Below are 25,898 nucleotides of genomic sequence, written 5' to 3' on the forward strand. Positions count from 1 at the left end.
GGGCACTGACTGGCCCAGTACCAACGGGTACTCTCGACGCGATATGAGCACCGAGAACCTCCCCCAGAGCCCTGAGCAGCCGTCCCGCAAGCCGCGCGTGGCCGTCGTCTTCGGCGGCCGCAGCTCGGAACACGGGATCTCCGTGGTCACGGCCGGCGCCGTGCTGCGCTCCATCGACCGGACCAAGTACGACGTCCTGCCGATCGGTATCACCCGGGAGGGCCGCTGGTTCCTCACCGCCGACGAACCGGACCGCATGGCGATCACCGACCGCCGTACGCCGAGCGTCGAGGAACTCGCGGAGTCGCGCGAGGGCGGCGTGGTGCTCCCCGTCGACCCCGCCAACCGCGAAGTCGTCTACAGCGAGCCCGGATCGGTCCCCAAGGCGCTCGGCGAGGTCGACGTCGTCTTCCCCGTCCTGCACGGCCCCTACGGCGAGGACGGCACCCTCCAGGGCATGCTGGAGCTCTCCGGGGTCCCCTACGTCGGCTCGGGCGTCCTCGCCTCGGCGGTCGGCCAGGACAAGGAGTACATGAAGCGGGTGTTCACCTCCTTCGGGCTGAAGGTCGGCCCGTACGTGGTCATCCGGCCGCGCGAGTGGCAGCTGGACGAGGCCGCCGCCCGCAAGAAGATCATCGACCTCGCCGGTGAGCACGGCTGGCCCCTCTTCGTGAAGCCCGCCCGCGCGGGGTCCTCCATCGGCATCACCAAGGTCGACGACCTCGCCGGTCTCGACGAGGCGATCGCCGAGGCCCAGCGCCACGACCCCAAGATCCTGGTCGAGGCGGCCCTGCGCGGCCGTGAGATCGAGTGCGGCGTCCTGGAGTTCGAGGACGGTCCCCGCGCCTCCGTCCCCGCCGAGATCCCGCCGCCCGAGGCGCACGCGTACTACGACTTCGACGCCAAGTACATCGACTCGACCCCCGGCATCGTCCCGGCGCCGCTGACGCCGGAGGAGACCGCCGAGGTCCGACGGCTCGCCGTCGACGCCTTCGACGCGGCGTCCTGCGAGGGCCTGGTCCGCGCGGACTTCTTCCTCACGGAGGACGGCGAGTTCGTTATCAACGAGATCAACACGCTGCCCGGCTTCACGCCGATCTCGATGTACCCGGCGATGTGGAAGGCGAGCGGCATCGCGTACCCGGAGCTGGTGGACCGCCTGATCCAGGCGGCGCTGCACCGCTCGACGGGTCTGAGGTAGAGGGGCACCCCGTGAGCCGCCGGTCCCCGAAGGGGCGCGGGGAACCGCGCGACCGGCCACGAACGCCCCGCAGCCTCCCTACGGCCTGTCGAGGCGCTCGCTCAGGAAGCACCCCGACCGGGTCCGCCTAGGAAGCGACCCCTTCGGGAACCGCCTTCTTGATGGCGGGCGCCAGCCCCACCAGGATCGGCGACGTGTCCTCGGCGGCCCGCTCGGCCGCCACCGTCACCTCCACGTACGCGGAGCGATTGGCCGTGGTGAAGCGGTAGGCGCCACCCTCCCGCTTCTCCATCAGCCAGTCCACCCCGTCGACGGCCCCGGCCACGGCATCGGCATCGCGTCCCTCCGCCACCCCGGGGTCGATCATCTTCGGCGGCCGAGGGACACCACAGCGCAGTATGATCACCGCGTCACCCCAGCCCGCCGTCAGCTCGGAGGCCGGCTGCGGATCCTGGCGGTCGAGACCGTCCACCTCGCGCGGCAACATCTCGTCCAGGTTCTGGCACAGTTTCACGGCGGCAGCCCCGGCGCCGGGAACCGCCGCCGAGCCGCCGTCGTCTGCTGAGGAGCAGCCCACGACGGCGATCAACGACGCGGCCAGGACGGGCAGCCCGAGGCGAGCGGCGCGCCGGTGACGGAACGAGTTCACCGGCCAAGGGTAGACGGGGGCTACAGGTGCACGACCGGGCAGGTCAGGGTGCGGGTGATCCCGTCCACTTGCTGGACTTTCGCGACCACCAGCCGACCGAGGTCGTCGACGGTGTCGGCCTGGGCGCGCACGATGACGTCGTAGGGACCTGTCACGTCCTCGGCCTGGACGACGCCAGGGAGCTTGCTGATCGTGTCGGCGACGGTCGACGCTTTGCCGACCTCCGTCTGGATCAGGATGTACGCCTGTACCACGGAACCTCCAGGGCGGCCACGAGGATCATGTGGATCATGTCGGGAAAAGGAACGCCACGGTATCGCGTCGTCGGGCGCCGGGGGGAGACCCCTGGAGGCCGCGCCGCACGCACCGGGGGGCGCGGACGGCGGAAGTTGACGGTCCACTCGACCGTACCGAGGACGACAACGGCCCGCGACCGGGCGCGAGTGACACTGCAAACGCCACGAGAAGGGGCGATACGACGATGAAGGGCACCGTGGGAGAGCTGGGGGAGTTCGGGCTCATCAGGGAGCTCACCTCCCGGCTCACCACCACCCCGGCGGTCCGGGTCGGTCCCGGCGACGACGCGGCCGTGGTGGCGGCGCCGGACCGCAGGGTCGTGGCGAGCACCGATCTGCTCCTGGAGGGGCGGCACTTCCGGCGCGACTGGTCCACGGCGTACGACGTCGGGCGCAAGGCCGCAGCCCAGAACCTCGCGGACATCGCCGCCATGGGGGCCGTGCCCACCGCCCTGCTGCTCGGTCTGGTCGCGCCCGCCGACCTTCCGGTGACCTGGGCCACCGAGCTGATGGACGGCCTGCGCGACGAGTGCCAGGTCGCCGGCGCGGCCGTGGTCGGCGGTGACGTCGTCCGCGGCGACACCATCATGATCTCCATCACCGCCCTCGGTGATCTGCGCAACCACGAACCCGTGATCAGGGGCGGAGCCCGGCCCGGTGACGTCGTCGCGGTCACCGGCTGGCTCGGCTGGTCCGCCGCCGGGCACGCGGTGCTCTCCCGCGGCTTCCGCTCGCCGCGAGCCTTCGTGGAGGCCCACCGGCGCCCCGAACCGCCGTACCACGCCGGTCCGGCGGCCGCCTCGCTCGGCGCGACCGCGATGTGCGACGTGAGCGACGGGCTGATCGCGGACCTGGGGCACATCGCGGAGGCGAGCAAGTGCCGGATCGACATCCGCTCCGGCGCGATCGACATCCCGACCCAGATGCACGACATCGGCCAGGCGGTCGGCGTCGACCCCCTCCAGTGGGTGCTCACCGGCGGCGAGGACCACGCGATCGTGGCGACCTTCCCGCCCGACGTGAAACTGCCCGCGCGGTGGAAGGTGATCGGCGAGATCCTCAACCCCTCGGCACTGCCCCAGGTGACCGTGGACGGGGCGCCCTGGACCAGCAAGGGCGGCTGGGACCACTTCGGGGACATCGAGTCATGACCCCGGCTCCCGCGCGCGTCCTCACGGTGGCCGGTTCCGACTCCGGCGGCGGGGCCGGCATCCAGGCCGACCTGAAGACGATGCTGGCGCTCGGTGTACACGGCATGAGCGTCGTCACGGCGGTCACCGCGCAGAACTCCCGGGGCGTGCAGGGAGCCTGGGAGCTGCCGGTCGAAGCCGTACGGGCCCAGTACCGCAGCGTCGTCGACGACATCGGCGTCCAGGCGGTCAAGACCGGCATGCTCGCCTCCGCCGAACTCGTCGAGGCGGTCGCCGAGTTGCTGGCGGCCACGGACGCGCCGGTCGTCGTCGACCCGGTCGGCGTCTCCAAGCACGGAGACCCGCTTCTCGCCGCGACCGCGCTGGACTCCGTACGGACGCGACTGCTGCCGACGGCCACGGTCGCCACCCCCAACCTCGACGAGGTCGCCCAGCTCACCGGCGTCGAGGTCCGGTCGGAGGCCGGGATGCGCGAGGCGGCCGAGGCCGTCCTGGCGCACGGGCCCCGGTGGGCGCTGATCAAGGGCGGGCATCTGCCGGGTGACGCCGTGGACCTCCTGACCGACGGCTCGGAGCAGCACTGGCTGCGCGCCCCCAGGTACGACAACCGGCACACGCACGGCACGGGCTGCACCCTCGCCTCCGCGATCGCCGCGCACCTCGCGCGGGGACTGAGCGTGCCGGAGGCCGTGACGGCGGCCAAGGAGTACGTCACCGGGGCGATCGCCGCCGGGTTCGCGCTCGGTGACGGGATCGGTCCCGTGGACCACGGCTGGGCTCTCACACGATCCGCTCCGGCGGGCTGACGTCGGTCGCCGACCGCTCGGTGAGGCGCCCGAACAGGGCGGGCATCGGGCGGGCGGCCGTCGGGCGGACGGGTACCGGGCGGTCGGCGACCAGCCGGGGCATGGCAACCGGGGCATGGCAAAAAGCCGGCCCACCTGACGGTGGACCGGCTCTGAGCAGCGAACCAGCAGTGGCCGCGCGCTTAGCTGAGCGTCAGCGCGAGACCTTGCCGGCCTTGATGCACGAGGTGCAGGCGTTCACGCGCTTCGGCGTCCCACTGACCACGGTACGCACGCGCTGGATGTTCGGGTTCCAGCGACGGGACGTACGGCGGTGCGAGTGCGAGATGCTGTTGCCGAAGCCCGGCCCCTTGCCGCAGACGTCGCAGTTGGCAGCCACGGGTCACTCCAAAGACTTCAGATGCTCTTACGGTTGATCCCGGCATGCCGGAATCACGGTCCCGTTTGACGGGGACCCGAGTGGCGTTGCCAGGGGGAGAGTCCGGTTTGGATCAGCGATCCGAATCGGACAACCGGAGCAGCATACAACGACTGCGTCCGTACAACGAAACTACCATGGCTGGTCGGGACCTCGTCCCGGCCCTCTTACCGGCGGTCACCACCGCGGGTCTACGCTGCGAGCGGCGTGCGGCGTCCCCCGGTCCCACGTCCAGCAGCCAAGCAGCTCAAGGAGGCGCAGGTGCCGCAGGTGCCGCAGACATTCTTCGATGCTCTCGCGGTACGCACCTGGTGCGGACTCGCGCTGGCGGCGCTGGGACGCGCGCGCGAGGAGATCGACGCCATCAACGTGTACCCGGTGGCCGACGGCGACACCGGCACGAACCTGTACCTGACCATGGAGTCGGCGGCGGCGGCCGTGGAAGCGGTCTTCGCGGGCCACGAGGCCGGTGCTCCCGAGGCCGGTGAGGGGGGACCCACGCTCGCCGAGGCCGCGCGGGCCATGGCGCACGGGGCTCTGATCGGGGCCCGGGGGAACTCCGGGACGATCCTCGCCCAGCTCCTGAGGGGCATGGCCCAGGTCCTCTCCGACGACAGTGAGGCGGTTCACACCGACGGCCGGGGACTGCGGCTCGCGCTGCGGCACGCCGCCGACTCCGCCCGTGACGCCGTCGCCCATCCCGTCGAGGGCACCGTCCTCACCGTCGCCGCCGCGGCGGCCGACGCCGCCACCGGCACCGAGGGCGACTGCGCCGCGGTCGCCCGCTCCGCCTACGAGGGCGCCGGTACGGCCCTGGCGGCGACCCCGGGCCAACTGGCGGCCCTGGCCCGCGCCGGCGTCGTGGACGCGGGCGGACGGGGCCTGGTGGCGGTGCTGGCGGCACTGGTGGAGACGTTCACGGGAGAGGCACCGAGGGCGGCGGCTCTCGTCGTGGGCCGCGCGCACGTGGCCGAGGCCGCGAAGGGCGCGGAGGTGTGCGTGGACGACAGGCCCGACGCGGGGGGTCCCGCGTTCGAGGTGATCTACCTCCTGGAGGCGGACGACGGGGCCGTGGCCCGCCTGCGGGGCCGGCTGGACACGCTCGGCGACTCGCTCGTGGTGGTCGGCGGCGACGGACTGTGGAACGTGCACGTGCACGTCGACGACGCCGGGGCCGCGGTGGAGGCGGGCGTCGAGGCCGGGCGGCCGTACCGCATCCGGATCACGCACTTCGGGGCCGAGGACGCCCATGTGACCGGTGAGGCCGGGCGGCCGCCGCGCGAGCGCGCCCAGCGGGCCGTCGTGGCCGTCGTGCCGGGGGAGGGGCTGGCCGGGCTGTACGCCGAGGCGGGCGCGACCACGGTCCTGGCCCGCCCCGGGGAGCCGCCCGCCAGCGGGGAGCTGGTGGAGGCCGTACGACGCGCCCACGCCCGCGAGGTGGTGCTGCTGCCCAACGACGCGGACCTGCGCCACACGGCGGCTGCCGCCGCCGAGCAGGCCCGTACGGAGGGCGTCCGGGTCGCCCTCATCCCCACGCGCTCGGCCGTGCAGGGCATCGCCGCCCTCGCCGTCCACGAGCCCGACCGCCGCTTCGACGAGGACGTCGTCTCCATGACGTCCGCCGCCGGCGCCACCCGCTACGCCGAGGTCGTCATCGCCGAACGCCAGTCCTGGACCATGGCCGGCATCTGCCAGGCCGGCGACGTCCTCGGCCTCATCGACGGCGATGTCGCCGTCATCGGCTCCGACGTCACGCTCACGGCCGCCGCCGTGGTCGACCGGATGCTCGCCGCCGGCGGGGAGATGGTCACCCTCGTCCTGGGCGACGAGGCCCCCGCCGAGGTCGTCGACCACGTGGAGACCCGGGTACGGGAGCACCTGGCGGTGGACACGGTGGTGTACCGGGGCGGCCGGCAGGGATCGCTGCTGCTGATCGGCGTGGAGTAGCGGCCTGTCCGGGCAGGTCCGGGGCGAGCCCCGAGTCTGTGACGGGGATCGAAGGGGCGCGCAGCCCCTGATGGGGGCACCTCCCGCCGAGCGGAGCCGAGAGCGGGGAGGGACCGGTAAGGGCGGCGGGGGTAAATCCCCGGAACACCCCCACCTGCCCGGCTCAGTCCGGCGCCCCCGTCCCCGCCCTCGTCCCCTCCGCCGCCACGATCAACCGCTCCGCCTCCGCCCGCCGGGCCCCCGCCGTCTCGTCCTCACGATCACCGAACGCCGCCGACACCCCCCGCGCCCGCTCCACGGCCGCCTCCGAGCGCCCCAGATCGACCTCCAGCCACCCCGCCGCGAGCTCGGCCGCGGTCCGCGCGTCGAGGAACTCCCCGCCCAGGGAGCCGTACACCGCCACCGCCCGCTCGACGAACCCGAGCGCCTCCTCGAACACCGGCCCGAAGGAGACGAGTTCCGCGTCCTCGGCCACGGATCGGGCCAGCAGATCGCCGAACTGCCGGTACGTCTCGCCCAGTTCCGCGACGATCCGCCGCCGGTTCTCCTCACCGCTCACGTCGGACAGCGCCGCCTCGCAGCCCACCACCGCGTCGCCCATCAGCTCCCGCGCCTCCTCCGGGGCGGAGCCCACCGCACCCTCGCGGCTCTCCCGCGCCGCGTACCAGGCCCGCGCCCGCAGCGCCCGGACGTACCCGTGTACGTTCCCCAGCTCGCCCCAGAGGTCGACGGCACGGGCGTACGCCCGGTCGGCCTCGGCGGGCAGCCCCGCGCGCGCGAGCGCTTCCGCCGCGAGGTGCGCGAGCATGGCGTGGTCGCGCTGCTCGGGCCAGTGCCGGGCGATGTCGGCGGCCCGCAGCCAGCGCTCGGCGGCCTCGCGGTGCTCACCCAGCTCCGTGTGGCAGTCGCCGAGCCACCACAGGGTCTGGGCGAGGGCCCCGTCCCCGTGCGTCTCGGCGGTGAGATCCGCCAGGGCCGACTCCAGTACCTCGGCCGCCTCCGCCCACCGCCCCAGCCGCAGCAGGAACCCGCCGAGCAGATGGCGGGCCCAGGCGCCGAGCGTCGGCCCCTCGCCCGCCTCGTCGGCCCAGTGCGCCGCCTCCAGGGCGTGCGCGAAGGCCGGCTCCACCCGCTCGCCGGCGCCGAGCAGTTCGGCCAGCTGGAGATGCAGCTGGGCGTGGCCCACCGGCTCCAGGTCCGACCCGCCGTGCTCCAGCGCCGCCAGCGCCGCCCGTTCGGCCGTCTCCAGGTCCCCGAGCTGCTGCGCGACCCCGGCGAGCCGGGCCTCGTACTGGACCGCGAACCACGGGAGCCCGGCCGTCACGTAGCGCTCCGCGGCCTCCGCGAACAGGTCGGCTGCCGCCGCCGTGTCCCCGGCGCGCACGGCCAGCTCGCCGAACATCGCCCGCGCCTCCGCGGCCCGCGAGGCCAGCCGTATGTCCTCCGCGCGGCGCGGCTCGACGAAGTCCGCCAGCTCGCGCACCGCGGCCTCGGCAGCAGGGACCGCGTCGGCGTCCTCGGTCTCGTGCATCCGCTGCACGAGTATCCGGGCGCGCCCCACCAGCACGGACGCCGTCTGCCGGACACCCGTCCCGCCGTCCGCCCAGAGGGCGAGGATCTTCTCGTACGGCTCGGAGACCAACTCCAGGGCGGCGTCCGGGTGGCCCGTCAGCGCGTGCACGTTCGCTCCGCGCGCCCGTGCCGCCCACGCCTCGCCCGGGTCCCCGGCCTCCTCGTACAGTTCGGCCGCCCGCTCGAAGAGAGCGCGGCCCCGCGGGCCGAGGCCGATCGCCTCGTGGTCGGTCATCTCGGCCCGGTCGAAGGCGCCCAGCTCCATGCCCTCGGCCTCGGCGGCCCGCGCCACGGTCGCCCAGGCGGCGACGGAACCGGGGTGCAGGGACTCGGAGAGCCGCCGTGCCTCCGTGAGGAGAGCGGGCAGGTCGTCCTCCGGCACGGCGGCGGTGTCCGTCCGCTCCTCCGCGGCCGGCTGCCGGGGCGCCGGCACCGGGACCACGGGCCGCGCCGAGCGCACGCCCAGCGGCAGCCGGTCCAGCAGCGGCGCCCGGTCCATCCGCTCCCGGACCCGGCCGCTGACGTACGCCGTGCCGTTGCGCTCGTCGAAGCGAGCGGCCAGGGAAAGGGCCTCCTCGCGCGCGTGGGCGGCCAGTTCGCGGGCGGTCCAGGTGCGTCCGGCGGGACCGGGGACCGTCTGATTGGCGAACCCGCGGGCGGACAGGCGGCCCATGAGCAGGGCCACCACGCTCATGAAGTCCAGTTTGCTGCGCGGGTCGCCGGAGTCCGTGAAGTACGCCGGACGCTCCGCCAGCAGCTCAAGACCACGCGCCTCGTTGCCGGTCAGGGCGCAGAACTCCACGTGGTCCGCGTACGCGCCCCGCATGCTCTCCATGGCCCGCACCAGCCGGAAACCGCGCAGATGGTGAGCCCGGGCCTCGTCGTGGCGCCCCAGCCGAAGCAGCGGCACCAGGGAGGACGCCAGGACGGTGTGCGGCTCGTGGGCGCACGTGTACTCGCCCTCCAGCACCGGTGCCCACAGCCGAAGCGCCTCGGCGTCCTCGCGCCGCCGGGCCAGCCACCAGCCCTGGCCGTGCAGCTCGCACGCGTGACAGTCGGCCATCGCGTCCCGGTCGGCGGCCAGCCACGCCCCGTACGCCCGCTCGGCCCGCGCCAGGTCGCCGACGTGCGCGGCCACGCTGAACTCGGCGCTGCGCACGGCCCGTTCCGAGTGCCCGGCGAGCCGGTAGCGGTGCTCCATCTCGCCGAGCCACTTCTCGATGGAGGCGAGCGGGACGTGCGGCTGGTTCAGCATGCCGGCCGACATCCACTTGAACACCCAGTGCAGGGAGTGGACCTCGTACTCGTCGAAGTCCTCCGGGCGCTCGTCCCACATGCGCAGCAGGCGCGCGAAGGGGACGAACATCTTGTCCTTCTCGGAGCTGTAGTTGTAGACCTTCAGCTGGTGCCCGAGCGCCTCGATCACGGCGAGCGGCTCCTTCAGCCTCTCCGCCTCCGCGAGCAGCACCTCCGCGCGCGCGTTGCGCGCGGGGCCCTCCGGCTGCTCGTAGTTCTCCGCCATGGCCCGGCGCAGCTCGTCGAAGTCCATGACGTCTCTCACGTGCGGCCGTCCCCCTCGGGGTGCGTGGCCCACTCCAGCAGGCCGATGAAGGCGCGGTTCAGCAGCGCCGAGTCCGCCGGCCGCAGCGGACGCTGTGCCATCAGCAGGGCCTGCCCGTACAGGGACTCGGTGGCCGTGCCGATCAGCTCCCGGTCGGACAGGGAACTGATCCGCCGGATCAGCGGGTTGAGATGGTTGAGCACCAGCCGCGCGCGCGGGGCGCTGCCCCGCAGCGAGCCGAGGATGCCCGCCCAGAGGTCGTCCGCCCGCTCCTCCGCCTCCGCGCGGGCCTGCTCGTGCCGGGCGGAGCGGTCGTCCAGGTGCAGTGCGGGCACCGACAGCGGGTGGAAGGCCCGCAGCACCACATCGCACCCCAGGGGGTCGAGCTTGGCCCGCGCGGCCGACAGGAAACCCGCGAGAGCCAGTTCCACGTCCGGGTCCAGCGCGTCCAGGTGCGCCGTCACCGTCTCCGCGTCCAGCTCGGCGACCACCGTCCCCGGCCGCACCGACGGCAGCGCCTCGACCAGCTCGCTGTCGTACGTGTAACCGCCGTTGACGACCCCGACGCCCTGGGCGGACGCGATCGGCGCCACCTGGCGGTACTCCTCGACCGTCCGCGTGAAGTGCACCACCGGATGCCGCTGCGCGAACTCCTCCAGGGACAGCCGCCCGTCCGTCGTCTCGAAGGGGAGCCACGGCAGCATCGTGCGCAGCATCTCCCTGTCGTGCCGCGCCAGGGACTTCACGCCCAGGTGGTGCACCGACAGGAAGGCCGCCAGCCGCTCCGGATCACCCGCGGCCAGTCCGCTCAGCCAGGAGCGGATCCGCTCGCCCAGCGCCTCCCGCACCGCCGCCAGCGTCTCGTCCTCGTACAGCGACTCGCGCGACGCCGTGGGCCGCAGACTGTCCGTGTCGAGCACGCACCGCACGAAGAACGCCCAGTCCGGCAAGAGCTGTTCGGCCCGCTCGGTGAGCAGCATGCCCTTCAGGTGCACCCGGTGGCTCGCCCGCTGGGCCGGACTGACGGCGGCCGGCAGGACGTACGCCACGCCCCGGATCCCGGCCAGCGGCACGTTCAGCTCTATGGAGTCCAGCGGGGTGAACCCGAACAGGTCGTGGCAGTGCCGGGCCAGGGCCACCCGCCGGGTGGCGGGGGAGGGGTACGCACGGTCCCAGGGAGCCGGCAGATCGGTGACCGCCTCGTCGCCCACCCGGACGTCGTAGGGCAGCAGCGACCCGAAGTCCCGTGCCAGGGTCAGCACGCGCGCGGGGGCGAGCCATTCGGCGGCTCCGGGCCGCGCGACCAGGTGCACGGTCGTGCCGGGCTCGGGACGCGCCTCGTCGGGCAGGGTCCGTACGGTGTACGAGCCGTCGTCCGCCGCCGTCCACTCCACCGGCGGCGCCTCCGGCGTGCGGGCGCTGCGGCTGACCACACGGATGCGCTCGGCGACCACGAAACACGCCAGCAGTCCGATGCCGAACTGCCCCAGGAAGTCCGAACGGACCTCCTGTATGCCGCCGTCGTCGCGCTTGGAACTGCGCCCGATCGTGGCGAGGAGGCTGTGCACATCGGCCTCGGTGAGCCCGATGCCCGAGTCCTCCACCCGCAGCGCGCCGCCCTCGGCGAACAGCCGCACGCGGGCGGGCGCGCCAGGCTGCTCGGCACGGCGGGCGGTGATCGCGTCCACGGCGTTCTGCAGCAGCTCGCGCAGGTAGACCTTCGGACTGGAATAGAGGTGGTGCGAGAGCAGATCCACCAGGCCGCGCAGATCGACCTGGAAGGTGTGAGGCGACGGGGACGCCGGAGGGGTCTGGGGTGCCTGGGATGACTGTGAGGTCATTGAATCCATCGTCGCAGCGCCGGTGGAGGGGATTCTGGCGACGGCGGCGGGGTCGGGCGGTCCCGGGAGAAGGTGACCGCGGACGGGAGGCGGTACGGACCCTGACTCGGCTGGGCCCGGGAGAGCGCCATCCTAGGCGCGAACGACCCGCCTGACCAGCGGATTTCAAGTACCTCTACGGGATTGTCAGTGGCGTGGTGTGCAATGGATCTCGTGCCCGCGCTCGAAGAACCGCTCAAGAACTCGCTCGGCGCCGCCACCGCGAAGGTGATGGCCGAGCACCTCGGCCTGCACACCGTCGGGGATCTGCTGCACCACTACCCCCGCAGGTACGAGGAGCGCGGCCAGCTCACCCACCTCGCCGACCTGCCCATGGACGAGCACGTCACGGTGGTCGCCCAGGTCGCCGACGCCCGCCTGCACACCTTCGCCTCCGCCAAGGCCCCCCGGGGCAAGGGCCAGCGCCTCGAAGTGACCATCACGGACGGCAGCGGCCGCCTCCAGCTCGTCTTCTTCGGACACGGCGTCCACAAGCCCCACAAGGACCTCCTCCCCGGCACCCGCGCCCTCTTCGCCGGCAAGGTCTCCGTCTTCAACCGCCGCCTCCAACTGGCCCACCCCGCCTACGAGCTGCTGCGCGGGGACGACGTCACCGAGACCGTCGACACCTGGGCCGGAGCCCTCATCCCGATCTACCCGGCCACCGCCAAACTGGAGTCCTGGAAGATCGCCAAGGCCGTCCAGACGGTCCTGCCGAGCGCCCAGGACGCCGTGGACCCGCTGCCCGAGTCGCTGCGGGAGGGCAGGGGCCTGGTCTCCCTGGCGGAGGCCCTCCTGAAGATCCACCGCCCCCACACCAAGGCGGACAGGGACAGCGCCCGCGACCGCCTCAAGTGGGACGAGGCCTTCGTCCTCCAGGTCGCCCTCGCCCGCCGCCGCCACGCCGACTCCCAACTCCCCGCCGTCGCCCGCCGCCCCGCCCCCGACGGCCTCCTCACCGCCTTCGACGCCCGCCTCCCCTTCACTCTCACCGACGGCCAGCGGAAGGTCTCCCGGGAGATCTTCGACGACCTGGCCACCGAGCACCCGATGCACCGGCTGCTCCAGGGAGAGGTCGGTTCCGGCAAGACCATGGTGGCGCTGCGCGCCATGCTCGCCGTCGTCGACGCGGGCGGCCAGGCCGCGATGCTCGCGCCCACCGAGGTGCTCGCCCAGCAGCACCACCGGTCGGTGACCGAGATGATGGGCGAGCTGGCGCAAGGCGGCATGCTGGGCGGCGTCGAGCACGCCACCAAGGTGGTGCTGCTCACCGGCTCCATGGGAGCGGCCGCCCGCCGTCAGGCGCTGCTCGACCTGGTCACCGGCGAGGCCGGCATCGTCATCGGCACGCACGCCCTGATCGAGGACAAGGTGCAGTTCCACGACCTGGGCCTGGTCGTCGTGGACGAACAGCACCGCTTCGGTGTCGAGCAGCGCGACGCCCTGCGGGGCAAGGGCAAACAGCCGCCCCACCTCCTCGTGATGACGGCGACCCCCATCCCGCGCACGGTCGCGATGACCGTCTTCGGAGATCTGGACACCTCGGTCCTCGACCAGCTCCCGGCCGGCCGCTCGCCCATCGCCAGCCATGTCGTCCCGGCCGCCGACAAACCGCACTTCCTCGCCCGCGCCTGGGAGCGCGTCCGCGAGGAGGTGGAGAACGGCCACCAGGCGTACGTCGTCTGCCCCCGCATCGGGGACGACATCGACGAACCCGCCGGTTCGAGGAAGGCCGGCGGGAAGTCCCCCGAGGACGAGGCGGACAGGCGCCCGCCGCTCGCCGTCCTCGATGTCGCCGACCAGCTCGCCAAGGGCCCGCTCCTGGGCCTGCGGGTCGAGGTCCTGCACGGCAGGATGCACCCCGACGACAAGGACGCGGTCATGCGCCGCTTCGCCGCCGGCGAGACCCATGTCCTGGTCGCCACCACGGTCATCGAGGTCGGCGTGAACGTCCCGAACGCCACCGCCATGGTGATCATGGACGCCGACCGTTTCGGCGTCTCCCAGCTCCACCAGCTGCGCGGCCGGGTGGGCCGTGGCTCCGCCGCCGGCCTCTGCCTCCTGGTCACCGAGATGCCCGAGGCGAGCCCGGCCCGCCAGCGCCTCGGCGCCGTCGCTTCCACCCTCGACGGCTTCGAACTCTCCCGCATCGACCTCGAACAGCGCCGCGAGGGCGATGTCCTCGGCCAGGCCCAGTCCGGCGCCCGCACCAGCCTGCGCATGCTGACCGTCATCGACGACGAGGAGATCATCGCGGAGGCCAGGGAGGAGGCGGCCGCGGTGGTGGCGGCCGACCCGGACCTGGAGCACCTCCCGGCGCTACGGACAGCCCTGGACGCCCTGCTGGACGAGGAGCGGGAGCAGTACCTGGACAAGGGCTGAGGGGCGGCCGCGGAGCCGCAGCCGAAAACGGTGCTGCCCGAGCGGACGCCACACCGGCAGTCCCGTTGCGCGCTCCTCCCGCACCCTCCGGACCGGCGGCGTTCACCGCCCCCGGGCACCCCACGCGCCCCCCACCCTCCGGCTGCCAGACTGGACCCGTGACTCCGCCCTCGAACAAGGACCCACGATGACCCGCGTGATCGCCGGCACAGCCGGCGGGCGCCGCCTGGCTGTCCCGCCCGGGACAGGCACCCGCCCCACCTCCGACCGCGCGCGCGAGGGCCTCTTCTCCACGTGGGAATCCCTCCTCGGGGGCCCGCTGCACGGCGCACGGGTCCTCGACCTGTACGCCGGCTCGGGCGCCGTCGGCCTGGAGGCCCTCTCCAGAGGCGCCGGCCACACCCTCCTCGTCGAGGCCGACGCACGAGCGGCCCGCACGATCCGGGACAACGTCAGATCGCTCGGCCTCCCCGGCGCCGAGGTGAGATCCGGCAAAGCGGAGCAGATCGTCCAGGGCCCGGCCCCGGACGAGCCGTACGGCCTCGTCTTCCTCGACCCCCCGTACGCCGTCCCGGACGACGATCTTCGAGAGATCCTGCTCACACTCCGTACCGGGGGCTGGCTCGACGGCGAAGCCCTCGTCACCGTGGAGCGCAGCACCAGAGGCGGTGAATTCGCCTGGCCGACCGGTTTCGACGCTATCAGGGCCCGTCGCTACGGCGAGGGAACGTTTTGGTACGGTCGCGCCGCCGCTACGTGCGAAGACGCACGATGACCGGACCGGAGAGCGAGGGATCCCAAGTGCGCCGCGCCGTCTGTCCCGGGTCGTTCGACCCCATCACCAACGGGCATCTCGACATCATTGGCCGCGCCTCCAAGTTGTACGACGAGGTCTATGTCGCGGTGATGATCAACAAGTCCAAGAAGGGCCTCTTCGAGGTCGAGGAGCGGATGGAGCTGATCCGCGAGGTCACCGCCGAGTACGCGAACGTGCGGGTGGAGGCCTTCCACGGCCTGCTCGTCGACTTCTGCAAGCAACGCGACATCCCGGCCATCGTCAAGGGCCTGCGCGCGGTCAGCGACTTCGACTACGAGCTGCAGATGGCCCAGATGAACATCGGCCTGTCGGGCGTGGAGACCCTCTTCGTCCCCACCAACCCCACCTACAGCTTCTTGTCGTCCTCCTTGGTCAAGGAGGTCGCGACCTGGGGCGGCGACGTCTCCCACCTGGTGCCCCCGCTCGTCCTCGAAGCCCTCGGCGAACGCCTGAAGCAGGACTGAGCGGACGAACCTCCCCCGCTGGCCGTACAGTCGACCCGACCGTCTCCAACACAGTCGTAGAGAGTGGCGAGCACACGGTGGACCACACGGTGGACGTGCAGAAGAAGCTCGACGAGATCGTCTCGGTGGTCTCCGGCGCCCGATCCATGCCCATGTCGGCCTCGTGCGTGGTCAACCGCGCCGAACTGCTCTCCCTGCTCGACGAACTGCGCGCGGCCCTGCCCGACTCCCTCGCCCAGGCGCGCGAGCTGATCGGCGACCGCGACCACATGGTCGAGCGGGCCCGCCAGGAGGCCGAGCGGATCGTCGCCAACGCGCACGCCGAGCGCGGCTCCCTGATCTCCGACACCGAGGTCGCCCGCCGCTCCCAGAACGAGGCCGACCGCATCCTCGGCGAGGCCCGCCAGGAGGCCGAGGAGGTCCGCGCCGAGGCCGACGACTACGTCGACTCCAAGCTCGCCAACTTCGAGGTCGTCCTCACCAAGACCCTCGGTTCCGTGGGCCGCGGCCGCGAGAAGCTCCTCGGCACGGGCCCCGGCCTCGACGAGCGGGGCTACGCGGACGAGGACGCCCCCGAGCGCAGTCAGGACCCCGAGACGCTGCGCAAGGACGCCGACGCCTACGTGGACGCCAAGCTCGGCGCCTTCGAGGCGGTCCTCGCCAAGACCCTGGAGGCCGTCGGCCGGGGCCGCCAGAAGCTCCACGGCCGGATCGCCTCCGACGACCTCGGTGCCCTCGCCCTGCACGACGACGGCACCTCCCCGCAGCTCACCAGCGACGCCGACTACCTGGCCAACCTCTCCGACACCTCCGCCCAGCAGTCCCGCCAGGTGCCGGAGCAGCAGTCGTACGGCGGGCAGCAGGACTCGTACCAGGCGACGGCGTACCAGCAGGATCCGTACGGCGGATACCAGCAGCAGTACGCCCAACCCCAGCAGGCCGCGGACCCCTACGGCTACCAGCAGGCCGATCCGTACGCGGCCGGCTACCCCCAGCAGCCCGCGTACGACCCGAACCAGGGGCACCAGGACCAGGGGCACCAGGACCAGGGGCACCAGGACCAGCAGGGGTACGCACAGCAGCAGACGAACGTGCTCGACGAGACCAGTCTCTTCGACACCACCATGATCACGGCCGAGCAGTTGCGCCGGTACGAACAGGGCCGCTGACAGCGGATTGGGCCGATGGCGAAAGGTCCAGTATCCTGGATATTCGGTCGCGAGTGCGTTCATGCTGTCCGCAACAGACGCCCGCGATCGAGCGCTGCCCGGAACACCAGAGGTGGCGCTCCTCCTCCGCATCCCGAAGACCGAAAGCAGAAATGGCTCTGAACGCCCGCCTCGACCACCGCAACCCCCTCGTGTTCGACACGCACGAGCTGGGTCGGCGGCCCGGTGCGCAACAGCGCCTGACGCGCTCGGTCGACGCTCCGAAGGACCTCGGCCTCAAAGGGGTCGTCGGAGTGCCGGAAGGCGCCCCGGTGGAGCTCGAACTCCGTCTGGAGTCGGTCATGGAAGGGGTGCTTGTCACAGGCACCGCCCGTGCACTGGCCGAGGGGGAGTGCGTAAGGTGTCTGGAGCCGCTGGAGCTGGAGCTCGCAGCGGACTTCCAGGAGATGTTCTCGTACCCCGACGCCGATGAGCGGGGCCGCGTGATCGCGGAGCCCGACACCGACGCCGAGGACGACGAGGACAGGCTCTTCCTCGAGGACGGCCTGTTCGACCTCGAACCCGTGCTGCGCGATGCGGTGGTGCTCGCACTGCCGATGCAGCCGGTGTGCCAGGACGACTGCCCCGGCCTGTGCTCCGAGTGCGGAGCGCGGCTGGCGGACGACCCGGACCACCACCACGACGCCGTCGACATCCGTTGGGCGGCACTGCAGGGACTCGCCGGTTCACTCGAAGATGGCGAGAAGGACGAGTTGAGCGGCGGCGCGCTTCCATCAGCGCACGTCGACGAGAAGCAGGAGAAGTAGCCGTGGCTGTTCCGAAGCGGAAGATGTCGCGCAGCAACACGCGCCACCGCCGGTCGCAGTGGAAGGCTGCGGTCCCCACCCTGGTTGCGTGCGAGCGCTGCCACGAGCCCAAGCTGCAGCACATCGCGTGCCCGTCTTGCGGCACCTACAACAAGCGCCAGGTCCTCGAGGTCTGAGCGGCTGGTGAGAGGCTCTATGTCTGACGCCAAGGCGGAGACCAACGCCAAGAAAAAGGCGGAGAACACAGCCTCGTCCCACACGCTTCTGGAAGGGCGGCTCGGCTACAAGCTCGAGTCCGCCCTTCTGGTGCGTGCGCTGACCCACCGTTCGTACGCGTACGAGAACGGCGGTCTGCCCACCAACGAACGCCTGGAGTTCCTCGGGGACTCCGTGCTCGGTCTGGTGGTCACGGACACGCTGTATCGCACCCACCCCGACCTGCCCGAAGGCCAACTGGCCAAGCTGCGGGCCGCGGTGGTCAACTCTCGTGCGCTGGCGGAGGTGGGCCGCGGGCTCGAACTCGGCTCCTTCATCCGGCTCGGCCGCGGTGAAGAGGGCACGGGTGGCCGGGACAAGGCATCCATCCTCGCCGACACCCTCGAAGCGGTGATCGGCGCGGTCTATCTCGACCAGGGGCTCGACTCGGCGGCGGAGCTGGTGCATCGCCTGTTCGACCCGTTGATCGAGAAGTCTTCGAATCTCGGAGCCGGCCTGGACTGGAAGACCAGTCTCCAGGAGCTCACCGCGACCGAGGGGCTCGGCGTGCCCGAGTACCTGGTCACGGAGACCGGCCCCGACCACGAGAAGACCTTCACAGCTGCCGCCCGCGTCGGAGGCGTCTCGTACGGCACCGGCACCGGCCGCAGCAAGAAGGAAGCGGAGCAGCAGGCGGCCGAGTCCGCCTGGCGGGCGATCCGCTCCGCGGCGGACGAGCGGGCGAAGGCGGCGGCCGAGGTCGTGGCCCAGGCCGACGACATCGCGGTCACCCCTTCGGACACCGCCCCGGCCTGACGCCGAGGACCTGCCGCCCCCGGGCCCCCGCGAGGGGACGCGGGGGCGGTTTCGGTGTGTTGCCGGGTGGGGGCCCGGGGGGCTTCTCGCGCAGTTCGCCGCGCCCGCCCCCAAGCATCAGGCCCTGTGGGCCTGAAAAGCACGGGGCGCAGCCCCTGCTTTCCAGGGGCGCGGGGAACTGCGCGAGAAGCCCCACCGGACCCGCACCCACCCCCGACCGACACCCCCCACCCCCCTCGCCCAACCTCCGGAGGACCCCGTGCCAGAACTCCCCGAGGTCGAGGTCGTCCGCCGCGGCCTGGAGCGCTGGGTGGCGCACCGCACCGTCGCCGACGTCGAGGTGCTGCACCCCCGGGCGATCCGCCGGCACCTGGCCGGCCCGGAGGACTTCGCGCTCCGGCTGAAGGGCCACCGCATCGGGGAGCCCAGCAGGCGCGGCAAGTACCTGTGGCTGCCGGTGGAGGACACCGGGATCGCCGTCCTCGCCCACCTCGGCATGAGCGGCCAACTGCTCGTGCAGCCGCACGAGACGGCCGACGAGAAGCACCTGAGGATCCGCGTCCGCTTCGCGGACGACCTCCGCACCGAACTCCGCTTCGTCGACCAACGCACCTTCGGCGGACTGTCGTTGCACGACACCACCCCCGACGGCCTGCCGGACGTCATCGCGCACATCGCCCGCGACCCCCTCGACCCGCTGTTCGACGCGGAGGCCTTCCACCAGGCACTGCGCCGGAAGCGTACGACCATCAAACGGGCCCTGCTGGACCAGTCGTTGATCAGCGGGGTCGGCAACATCTACGCCGACGAGGCGCTCTGGCGGTCGAGGCTGCACTACGAGCGCCCCACCGCCGGCTTCACCCGCCCCCGCACCACCGAACTCCTCGGCCACGTACGGGACGTGATGAACGCGGCCCTCGCGGTGGGCGGCACGAGCTTCGACAGCCTGTACGTCAACGTGAACGGCGAGTCGGGGTACTTCGACCGCTCGCTGGACGCGTACGGCCGTGAGGGCCTGCCCTGTCGCCGCTGTGCCACACCGATGCGACGGCGGCCCTGGATGAACAGGTCCAGCTACTTCTGCCCGACGTGTCAGCGGGCTCCGCGCGCCTCGTCGTAACGCGCGCGGGCCTTGAGCACGTCCTCCATGCGGTCCTCCACACAGGTGATGAGGGACAGCAGGCGCTCGGAGACCTCGCGGCCGAGCGGAGTGAGGCTGTAGTCGACGCGGGGCGGGTTGGTGGGCTGGGCCTCGCGGTGCACCAGGCCGTCCCGCTCCAGGGCGTGCAGGGTCTGGGAGAGCATCTTCTCGCTGACGCCGTCGACGCGGCGCCGCAACTCGTTGAAGCGGAGCGAGCTGTCGTGCAACGCGCCCAGCGTGAGCCCGCCCCAGCGGCCGGTGATGTGCTCCAGGGTGCCCCGCGACGGGCAGTTCCTGGCGAACACGTCGAAGGCCAGCTGGTCGAGGTTCCAGGCGTCCGCGCCCGCGGCGGCCTGCGCGGGCGTCACGGCACTCTGCGCGGCTGATTCCATACACCGAGCATACGCCGACGCAGCGCTAACCAGAAGGTCGCACTAACTTTTGGTTAGCGAGTGCCGTCCGGGTGATGTCTCAGTAGCCGAAGTCCTGCGTCCACCACGGTCCGCCGTCGCCCAGGTGGACACCGACGCCGAGGGTCTTGAAGTCGCAGTTCAGGATGTTCGCCTTGTGGCCGGGGCTGTTCATCCAGGCCTCCATGACCGCCTCGGCGGTGGCCTGGCCGCGGGCGATGTTCTCGCCGCCCAGCCCGGTGATCCCGAGGGCCGCCGCGCGGTCCCACGGGTCGGCGCCGTCGGGGTCCGTGTGGTCGAAAAAGGCGCGCAGCGCCATGTCCTTGCTGAAGGTCTCGGCCAGCCGGGAAAGGTCGCTGTCGGCCGCTACCGGGCTGCAGCCGGCCTTCGCCCGCTCCTCGTTGACGAGCAGGAGGACCGCGGCCTCGGCCTGGGTCTCGGTGGAGACCTCCACCGGAGACGTCTTGTCCTTCCCCTTCTCCTTGTCCTTGCCCTTTTCCTTGGTGGGCTCGGAGGACGGAGTCCTGGTCTTCTCGGAGCCGGAGCCCTTGCCCGCCTTGTCGGAAGGAGCCTTCTCGGACGGGGTCTGCGAGGGGGCCGGGGTGCTGGACGGCGAGGCCTCGCGCTCGGCGTCACGGCTGGTGGACTCGTCCTCGCGCTGCTCCTGCGCGGCGCCGTCCGTACCGCCCTGCTGGGTGGCCGCACCGGTCGGCGAGCCGGCGGGCACCACCGTCTCGTTGCTGCTGCCCCCGCTGACCGCGTACTTGTCGCCACCCGGCAGCACTCCGGTGGCCACCGCGACGGTGCCGAGGGCGACGGCGGCGGACACGCCGAGAAGGCCGGTCTTCACCGGGGTCACGGTCCGCTTCTTGCGCCGGCGCGAGCCACCGCCGCGCGCTGCGGCCTGGGCGTCGGCCTCCAGGACCGCGGCGAACCCGTACAGGTTCTCCGGACCGTAGTGGGGCTCTTCGGAAGTGAAGCCCGTGTCGGTGACCCCGGCGGCGCGGCCCCCCCTGGCGGCGCGGCCGGCGGCGGAGCGTCGGTGGCGTCCCATGTCTTGGCCTTCCTCGTCCTTGCGGTGTCCTGCGTCAACGTTGGGGATGTTGTCAACGTTGTGATCGTCGCCTTCACGAATCTCACACGAAGGAGTGAGTTTCATATGAGATTCATTGGGTCGGGACGGTACAGCATGGCGCCGGGGGAGGGAGAGACCCGTGGGACATTGGCCCGTTAGCGTGCAGGCATGAGCGAGGATGTACGGCTGGTCACCTGGGTCCGCGGACGGGTGCAAGGGGTGGGTTTCCGCTGGTTCACGCGGGCTCGGGCGCTGGAGATCGGCGGACTGAGTGGTTTTGCTCTCAATTTGGCCGATGGACGGGTCCAGGTGGTCGCCGAGGGCCCTCGTGAGGCGTGCGAAGGGCTCCTGGGGTGGCTCCAGAGTGACGACACGCCCGGGCGCGTGGACGGCGTCACCGAGATCTGGGACACACCCCGAGGGGGCTACGACGGCTTCGCCATCCGCTGACCGTGTCGTGCGGAGCGGGCTGGGCGAGGGGGAACGGTGCGCCAGCGGCATATGCCAGGAGCATGCACACAACAGAAATGTGCAGGTGATTGCCAAGGCGGGTTTGTCATGGCACTCTCCGAAGAGACGATGATCCCCTCGCTCCGCCGGTCAGGAGAGGTCCCCGAACCGCCGCAGCGTCGCCCGCTCGGGGCCGCGCGGCAGAGGGATGCCCGTCAATGCGGGGCGTGATCGTGTTGACCGTCAAACTTTTTGGTGAGACGCTAAAAGCAACCCCGCGCACCTTAGCTGTTTGGCATGAAGACGGCAGCAAAAATTCAACAGTGCCAAGCATCGCGGGTGCGATTCCCTCACGACCCACACCGCTTCGGTCGGTCACTCAGTGTGGAGGACCATCCATCATGGCAAAGGCGCTTCTCGGTTACGTCGGCGGCTCCGACCCGCGACTCCTCGCCGAGATGCGACGGCTCCAGCAGCGTGTCCAGGACCTGGAATCCGAACTCGGACGCATCCAGGCGGAGAACGACGCGCTGACGGCTGCCGCTTCTCACGACTCGCTCATGGAGCTCGACGCACGCCAGGCGGAGCCTGCGCTCACCTGATCACTGCATCGCACACGACAGACAGCAGTGGTTGGGCTGCCCGTATCAACCGCTAAGTTGTCAGATCTCCAAGGGACGCCTTCTCACGAGGCGTCCCTTCTTTCTTTCCCGACCCCTCGACCGGCGTCCCTGACCGACGCCCGACTTCTTGACGTGTCCGAGGGCCGACGACCCCCGGAAGACTTCAGAAGAACCCCCCGAACTTCCTCACACTCCTTAACGTCTGATGTGCCCTGCACGTTCATGTGCGAAACCGCGCGTTCATGGAGTGGGACAAGGCCGGAAGGTAGAGTCCGGCGGCGTGCACCTCAAGGCCCTGACCCTTCGCGGGTTCAAGTCGTTCGCCTCGGCGACCACGCTCCGGTTCGAGCCGGGCATCACGTGCGTCGTCGGACCGAACGGCTCGGGCAAGTCCAACGTCGTGGACGCGCTCAGCTGGGTCATGGGCGAACAGGGCGCGAAATCACTGCGCGGCGGCAAGATGGAGGACGTCATCTTCGCCGGCACCACCGGGCGCCCCCCGCTCGGCCGCGCCGAGGTGTCCCTGACCATCGACAACTCCGACGGGGCCCTGCCCATCGAGTACGCCGAGGTCACGATCACGCGGATCATGTTCCGCAACGGCGGCAGCGAGTACCAGATCAACGGTGACACCTGCCGCCTCCTCGACATCCAGGACCTGCTCTCCGACTCCGGCATCGGCCGCGAGATGCACGTCATCGTCGGCCAGGGCCAGCTCGACTCCGTCCTGCACGCCGATCCCATGGGCCGCCGCGCCTTCATCGAGGAGGCCGCCGGAGTCCTCAAGCACCGCAAGCGCAAGGAGAAGGCGCTGCGGAAACTGGACGCGATGCAGGCCAACCTGGCCCGCGTCCAGGACCTCACCGACGAACTCCGCCGCCAGCTCAAGCCGCTGGGCCGGCAGGCCGCCGTCGCCCGCCGGGCCGCGGTCATCCAGGCGGACCTGCGGGACGCACGGCTGCGACTGCTGGCCGACGACCTCGTCCGGCTCCGGGCGGCGCTGCGCACCGAGGTCGCCGACGAGGCCGCGCTCAAAGCGCGCAAGGAGGCCGCCGAGACCGAGCTGAAGAAGGCGCTCCTGCGCGAGTCGCAACTGGAGGGCGAGGTACGGCGGCTGGCCCCGCGCCTCCAGCGGGCCCAGGAGACCTGGTACGAACTGTCGCAGCTCGCCGAACGGGTGCGCGGCACGATCTCCCTGGCCGACGCCCGGGTCAAGAGCGCCACGTCCGCCTCCCCCGAGGAGCGGCGCGGCCGTGACCCCGAGGACATGGAGCGCGAGGCCGCCCGCGTCCGCGAACAGGAGGCCGAACTCGAAGCGGCCCTGGAGGCGGCCGAGCGCGCCCTGGAGGACACGGTCGAGCACCGGGCCGAGCTGGAGCGCGAACTGATGGTCGAGGAGCGGCGGCTGAAGGACGTGGCCCGGTCCATCGCCGACCGCCGCGAGAGCCTCGCCCGGCTGAACGGCCAGGTCAACGCCGCCCGCTCCCGTGCGGCCTCCGCCCAGGCCGAGATCGACCGGCTCGCCGTGGCCCGCGACGAGGCACAGGAGCGTGCCGTCACCGCCCAGGAGGAGTACGAGGCGCTGCAGGCCGAGGTCGACGGCCTCGACGCCGGCGACTCCGAGCTGGCCGAACTGCACGACGCCGCCAAGCGCGCCCTCGCCGAGGCCGAGTCCGCCGTCACCGCGGCCCGGGAGGCCACCACCACTGCCGAACGCCGCCGCGCCGCCACCCAGGCCCGCCACGAAGCCCTTGCGCTGGGCCTGCGCCGCAAGGACGGCACGGGCGCGCTGCTCGCCGCGAAGGACCGGCTCGGGGGCCTGCTGGGACCGGCCGCCGGGCTGCTCACGGTCACTCCCGGCCACGAGGTCGCCCTGGCGGCGGCCTTCGGCGCGGCGGCCGACGCGATCGCCGTGAGCACCCCCGCCTCGGCCGCCGAGGCCATCCGCCTGCTGCGCAAACAGGACGCGGGACGGGCGGCACTGCTGCTGGCGGGGGCACCGGAGGACCCGGAGCCGTCCCGGAGGGACGCGGGGGACCGCGCGACCGGCCTCGACGAAGCCGCGCGCGGGCCCCGGCCGCTTCCCGCGTCCCCCACCGCACACGTCGCGGCCGACCTCGTCCGCGGCCCCTGCGACCTCATGCCCGCCGTACGCCGTCTGCTCCACCGCGTCGTCGTGGTCGACACCCTCGAAGACGCCGAGGAGCTCGTCTACGCGCGCCCCGACCTCACCGCCGTCACCGCCGAGGGCGACCTCCTCGGGGCGCACTTCGCGCACGGCGGGTCCGCCGGCGCGCCCAGCCTGCTGGAGGTGCAGGCGTCCGTCGACGAGGCGGCGGCTGAGCTGGAGGAACTGGCCGTACGGTGCGAGGAGTTGGCCGAGGTCCAGCGGAGCGCGGTCGAGTCGCGGCGGGAGCGGGCCGCGCTCGTGGAGGAGCTGGGCGAGCGGCGCCGGGCGGCGGAGCGGGAGAAGTCCGCGGTCGCCCAGCGGCTCGGGCGGCTGGCCGGGCAGGCGAGGGGCGCCGCCGGGGAGGCCGAGCGGTCCACGGCCGCCGCCGCACGCGCCCAGGACGCGCTCGACAGAGCTGCGGAGGAAGCCGAGGAACTGGCCGAACGGCTCGCGGTGGCCGAGGAGATGCCCGTGGAGGAGGAGCCGGACACCTCCGTACGGGACCGGCTCGCGGCGGACGGGGCCAACGCGCGCCAGACCGAGATGGAGGCCCGGCTCCAGGTGCGGACGCACGAGGAGCGGGTCAAAGGGCTCACGGGGCGCGCGGACTCGCTCGACCGGGCCGCGCGCGCCGAGCGCGAGGCGCGGGCGCGCGCCGAGCAGCGCAGGGCCCGGCTGCGGCACGAGGCGGCCGTCGCCGAAGCCGTCGCGTCCGGCGCCCGGCAACTGCTCCGCCATGTCGAGGTCTCCCTCGCCCGGGCGGCGGAGGAACGCACCGCCGCCGACGCCGCCAAGGCGCGCCGGGAGCAGGAGCTCGCGCGGGCCCGTGGCGAGGGGCGCGATCTCAAGGCCGAGATGGACAAGCTGACCGACTCCGTCCACCGGGGCGAGGTGCTCGGCGCCGAGAAGCGGATGCGGATCGAGCAGCTGGAGACCAAGGCGCTGGAGGAGCTGGGCGTCGAGCCGGAAGGGCTGGTCGCGGAGTACGGGCCCGACCAGCTCGTACCGCCGTCGCCGCCGGCCGAGGGCGAGGAGCTGCCGGAGGACCCGGAGCACCCCCGCAACCAGCCGAAGACCTTCCACCGGGCCGAGCAGGAGAAGCGGCTCCGGGCGGCCGAGCGGGCGTACCAGCAGCTCGGCAAGGTCAATCCGCTGGCGCTGGAGGAGTTCGCGGCGCTGGAGGAGCGGCACAAGTTCCTCAGCGAGCAGCTGGAGGACCTGAAGAAGACCCGCGCCGACCTGCTCCAGGTGGTGAAGGAGGTCGACGAACGCGTCGAGCAGGTCTTCACCGAGGCCTTCTGGGACACCGCGCGGGAGTTCGAGGGGGTGTTCTCCCGGCTCTTCCCCGGCGGGGAGGGGCGGCTGATCCTCACCGACCCGGACAACATGCTCACCACGGGCGTGGACGTCGAGGCCCGGCCGCCGGGCAAGAAGGTCAAGCGGCTGTCGCTGCTCTCCGGCGGTGAGCGGTCGCTGACCGCCGTCGCGATGCTCGTGTCGATCTTCAAGGCCCGCCCCAGCCCCTTCTATGTGATGGACGAGGTCGAGGCGGCGCTCGACGACACCAATCTGCAGCGGCTGATCCGGATCATGCAGGAGCTGCAGGAGGCCTCACAGCTGATCGTGATCACCCACCAGAAGCGGACGATGGAAGTCGCCGACGCGCTCTATGGCGTGTCCATGCAGGGTGACGGTGTGTCGAAGGTCATCAGCCAGCGGCTGCGTTAGCCGTTCCGGTCCACGGGTAGACGAGGGCCGTCGCGGAGTTCTCCGCGTCCGGGCCGGGTCCCGGTGCAGCCTCTTCAATACTTGAATCCAAACTCCTCGCCAGTTCGTCGCATTCCCCGCATATGGATCCCTGGCCCCCTCTTGACTTCGAAACTTGAAGGCATATTCTCT

At 72.0% G+C, this 25,898-nt stretch carries 23 protein-coding genes; 15 read left to right on the forward strand and 8 right to left on the reverse strand.

The features are described 5' to 3' along the window. Nucleotides 1-43: 43 nt before the first annotated feature. Nucleotides 44-1,201 (forward strand): D-alanine--D-alanine ligase family protein, encoded by a 1,158-nt coding sequence (locus STRBO_RS0108800; RefSeq protein WP_005479881.1) that lies wholly within the window; start codon nt 44-46, stop codon nt 1,199-1,201. A gap of 127 nt (nt 1,202-1,328) precedes the next feature. Here STRBO_RS0108800 and STRBO_RS0108805 read toward each other — a convergent pair whose 3' ends face one another. Then, the gene (locus STRBO_RS0108805; RefSeq protein ID WP_005479879.1) at nt 1,329-1,850 is read right to left on the reverse strand and encodes a DUF3515 family protein; all 522 of its coding nucleotides are present in this window, start codon (nt 1,848-1,850) and stop codon (nt 1,329-1,331) included. Between the two features lie 20 nt (nt 1,851-1,870). Continuing rightward, nucleotides 1,871-2,104: an Lrp/AsnC family transcriptional regulator gene (locus tag STRBO_RS0108810; RefSeq protein WP_005479877.1), complete on the reverse strand. Its 234-nt coding sequence runs from the start codon at nt 2,102-2,104 to the stop codon at nt 1,871-1,873. A 227-nt stretch (nt 2,105-2,331) separates the two neighbouring features. Here STRBO_RS0108810 and STRBO_RS0108815 point away from each other — a divergent pair, with 227 nt between their 5' ends. Then, nucleotides 2,332-3,297: a thiamine-phosphate kinase gene (locus STRBO_RS0108815; RefSeq protein ID WP_005479872.1), complete on the forward strand. Its 966-nt coding sequence runs from the start codon at nt 2,332-2,334 to the stop codon at nt 3,295-3,297. Further along, nucleotides 3,294-4,103, forward strand: coding sequence for a bifunctional hydroxymethylpyrimidine kinase/phosphomethylpyrimidine kinase (gene thiD, locus STRBO_RS0108820; protein WP_005479870.1), 810 nt, complete (start codon nt 3,294-3,296; stop codon nt 4,101-4,103). The genes STRBO_RS0108815 and thiD overlap by 4 nt, the downstream gene beginning before the upstream one ends. Here thiD and STRBO_RS45365 read toward each other — a convergent pair. Together STRBO_RS45365 and rpmB are read right to left on the reverse strand one after the other, a co-directional pair. Next, nucleotides 4,078-4,206, reverse strand: a complete 129-nt coding sequence (locus tag STRBO_RS45365) for a hypothetical protein (protein ID WP_005479867.1) — start codon at nt 4,204-4,206, stop codon at nt 4,078-4,080. The two genes, thiD and STRBO_RS45365, sit on opposite strands and share 26 nt — an antisense overlap. Before the next feature lie 90 nt (nt 4,207-4,296). Continuing rightward, complete coding sequence (gene rpmB / locus STRBO_RS41430) at nt 4,297-4,482, reverse strand: 50S ribosomal protein L28 (RefSeq protein ID WP_005479864.1); 186 nt, start codon at nt 4,480-4,482, stop codon at nt 4,297-4,299. A gap of 300 nt (nt 4,483-4,782) precedes the next feature. Here rpmB and STRBO_RS0108835 point away from each other — a divergent pair, with 300 nt between their 5' ends. Continuing rightward, nucleotides 4,783-6,468, forward strand: a complete 1,686-nt coding sequence (locus STRBO_RS0108835; RefSeq protein WP_020114075.1) for a DAK2 domain-containing protein — start codon at nt 4,783-4,785, stop codon at nt 6,466-6,468. 163 nt (nt 6,469-6,631) lie between these two features. Here STRBO_RS0108835 and STRBO_RS0108840 read toward each other — a convergent pair whose 3' ends face one another. Together STRBO_RS0108840 and STRBO_RS0108845 are read right to left on the reverse strand one after the other, a co-directional pair. Then, complete coding sequence (locus STRBO_RS0108840) at nt 6,632-9,589, reverse strand: hypothetical protein (protein WP_005479861.1); 2,958 nt, start codon at nt 9,587-9,589, stop codon at nt 6,632-6,634. 8 nt (nt 9,590-9,597) lie between these two features. Further along, entirely contained in the window at nt 9,598-11,451 is a 1,854-nt protein-coding gene (locus tag STRBO_RS0108845; protein WP_202499680.1) for an HSP90 family protein, read from the reverse strand. A 195-nt stretch (nt 11,452-11,646) separates the two neighbouring features. Between STRBO_RS0108845 and recG the strand changes: the two genes are divergently transcribed. The 8 genes from recG (at nt 11,647) to mutM (ending at nt 19,250) form a co-directional block, all read left to right on the forward strand. Further along, nucleotides 11,647-13,863, forward strand: coding sequence for an ATP-dependent DNA helicase RecG (gene recG, locus STRBO_RS0108850; RefSeq protein ID WP_005479857.1), 2,217 nt, complete (start codon nt 11,647-11,649; stop codon nt 13,861-13,863). 187 nt (nt 13,864-14,050) lie between these two features. After that, complete coding sequence (gene rsmD / locus STRBO_RS0108855) at nt 14,051-14,638, forward strand: 16S rRNA (guanine(966)-N(2))-methyltransferase RsmD (RefSeq protein WP_005479854.1); 588 nt, start codon at nt 14,051-14,053, stop codon at nt 14,636-14,638. A gap of 26 nt (nt 14,639-14,664) precedes the next feature. Beyond that, entirely contained in the window at nt 14,665-15,144 is a 480-nt protein-coding gene (gene coaD / locus STRBO_RS0108860; protein WP_005479853.1) for a pantetheine-phosphate adenylyltransferase, read from the forward strand. An 89-nt stretch (nt 15,145-15,233) separates the two neighbouring features. Next, nucleotides 15,234-16,313 carry a hypothetical protein gene (locus tag STRBO_RS0108865; RefSeq protein ID WP_028796551.1) on the forward strand — a complete coding sequence of 360 codons (1,080 nt, stop codon included), beginning with the start codon at nt 15,234-15,236 and terminating at the stop codon, nt 16,311-16,313. Nucleotides 16,314-16,465: 152 nt separating this feature from the next. Then, a complete protein-coding gene (locus STRBO_RS0108870; RefSeq protein WP_005479851.1) occupies nt 16,466-17,119 on the forward strand; it encodes a YceD family protein in 654 nt (217 codons plus the stop codon). A 2-nt stretch (nt 17,120-17,121) separates the two neighbouring features. Continuing rightward, nucleotides 17,122-17,295 carry a 50S ribosomal protein L32 gene (rpmF, locus tag STRBO_RS0108875; protein ID WP_007493396.1) on the forward strand — a complete coding sequence of 58 codons (174 nt, stop codon included), beginning with the start codon at nt 17,122-17,124 and terminating at the stop codon, nt 17,293-17,295. A gap of 19 nt (nt 17,296-17,314) precedes the next feature. Next, a complete protein-coding gene (gene rnc, locus STRBO_RS0108880; RefSeq protein ID WP_005479850.1) occupies nt 17,315-18,130 on the forward strand; it encodes a ribonuclease III in 816 nt (271 codons plus the stop codon). A gap of 259 nt (nt 18,131-18,389) precedes the next feature. Then, entirely contained in the window at nt 18,390-19,250 is an 861-nt protein-coding gene (gene mutM / locus STRBO_RS0108885) for a bifunctional DNA-formamidopyrimidine glycosylase/DNA-(apurinic or apyrimidinic site) lyase (RefSeq protein WP_005479848.1), read from the forward strand. Here mutM and STRBO_RS0108890 read toward each other — a convergent pair. Together STRBO_RS0108890 and STRBO_RS0108895 are read right to left on the reverse strand one after the other, a co-directional pair. Beyond that, nucleotides 19,223-19,663, reverse strand: coding sequence for a winged helix-turn-helix transcriptional regulator (locus STRBO_RS0108890; RefSeq protein ID WP_237547573.1), 441 nt, complete (start codon nt 19,661-19,663; stop codon nt 19,223-19,225). The genes mutM and STRBO_RS0108890 overlap by 28 nt on opposite strands. Before the next feature lie 79 nt (nt 19,664-19,742). Beyond that, nucleotides 19,743-20,735, reverse strand: coding sequence for a CAP domain-containing protein (locus STRBO_RS0108895; RefSeq protein ID WP_020114076.1), 993 nt, complete (start codon nt 20,733-20,735; stop codon nt 19,743-19,745). Nucleotides 20,736-20,924: 189 nt separating this feature from the next. On the opposite strand from STRBO_RS0108895, the gene STRBO_RS0108900 reads away from it, so the two are divergent. The 3 genes from STRBO_RS0108900 (at nt 20,925) to smc (ending at nt 25,727) form a co-directional block, all read left to right on the forward strand. Continuing rightward, nucleotides 20,925-21,206: an acylphosphatase gene (locus STRBO_RS0108900; protein ID WP_005479842.1), complete on the forward strand. Its 282-nt coding sequence runs from the start codon at nt 20,925-20,927 to the stop codon at nt 21,204-21,206. A 401-nt stretch (nt 21,207-21,607) separates the two neighbouring features. Next, nucleotides 21,608-21,808, forward strand: coding sequence for a hypothetical protein (locus STRBO_RS0108905; RefSeq protein WP_005479841.1), 201 nt, complete (start codon nt 21,608-21,610; stop codon nt 21,806-21,808). A 301-nt stretch (nt 21,809-22,109) separates the two neighbouring features. Next, complete coding sequence (smc, locus tag STRBO_RS0108910; RefSeq protein ID WP_005479840.1) at nt 22,110-25,727, forward strand: chromosome segregation protein SMC; 3,618 nt, start codon at nt 22,110-22,112, stop codon at nt 25,725-25,727. The last annotated feature ends 171 nt before the right edge of the window (nt 25,728-25,898 follow it).

This window comes from Streptomyces bottropensis ATCC 25435 (assembly GCF_000383595.1).
Taxonomy (GTDB): Bacteria; Actinomycetota; Actinomycetes; order Streptomycetales; family Streptomycetaceae; genus Streptomyces; species Streptomyces bottropensis.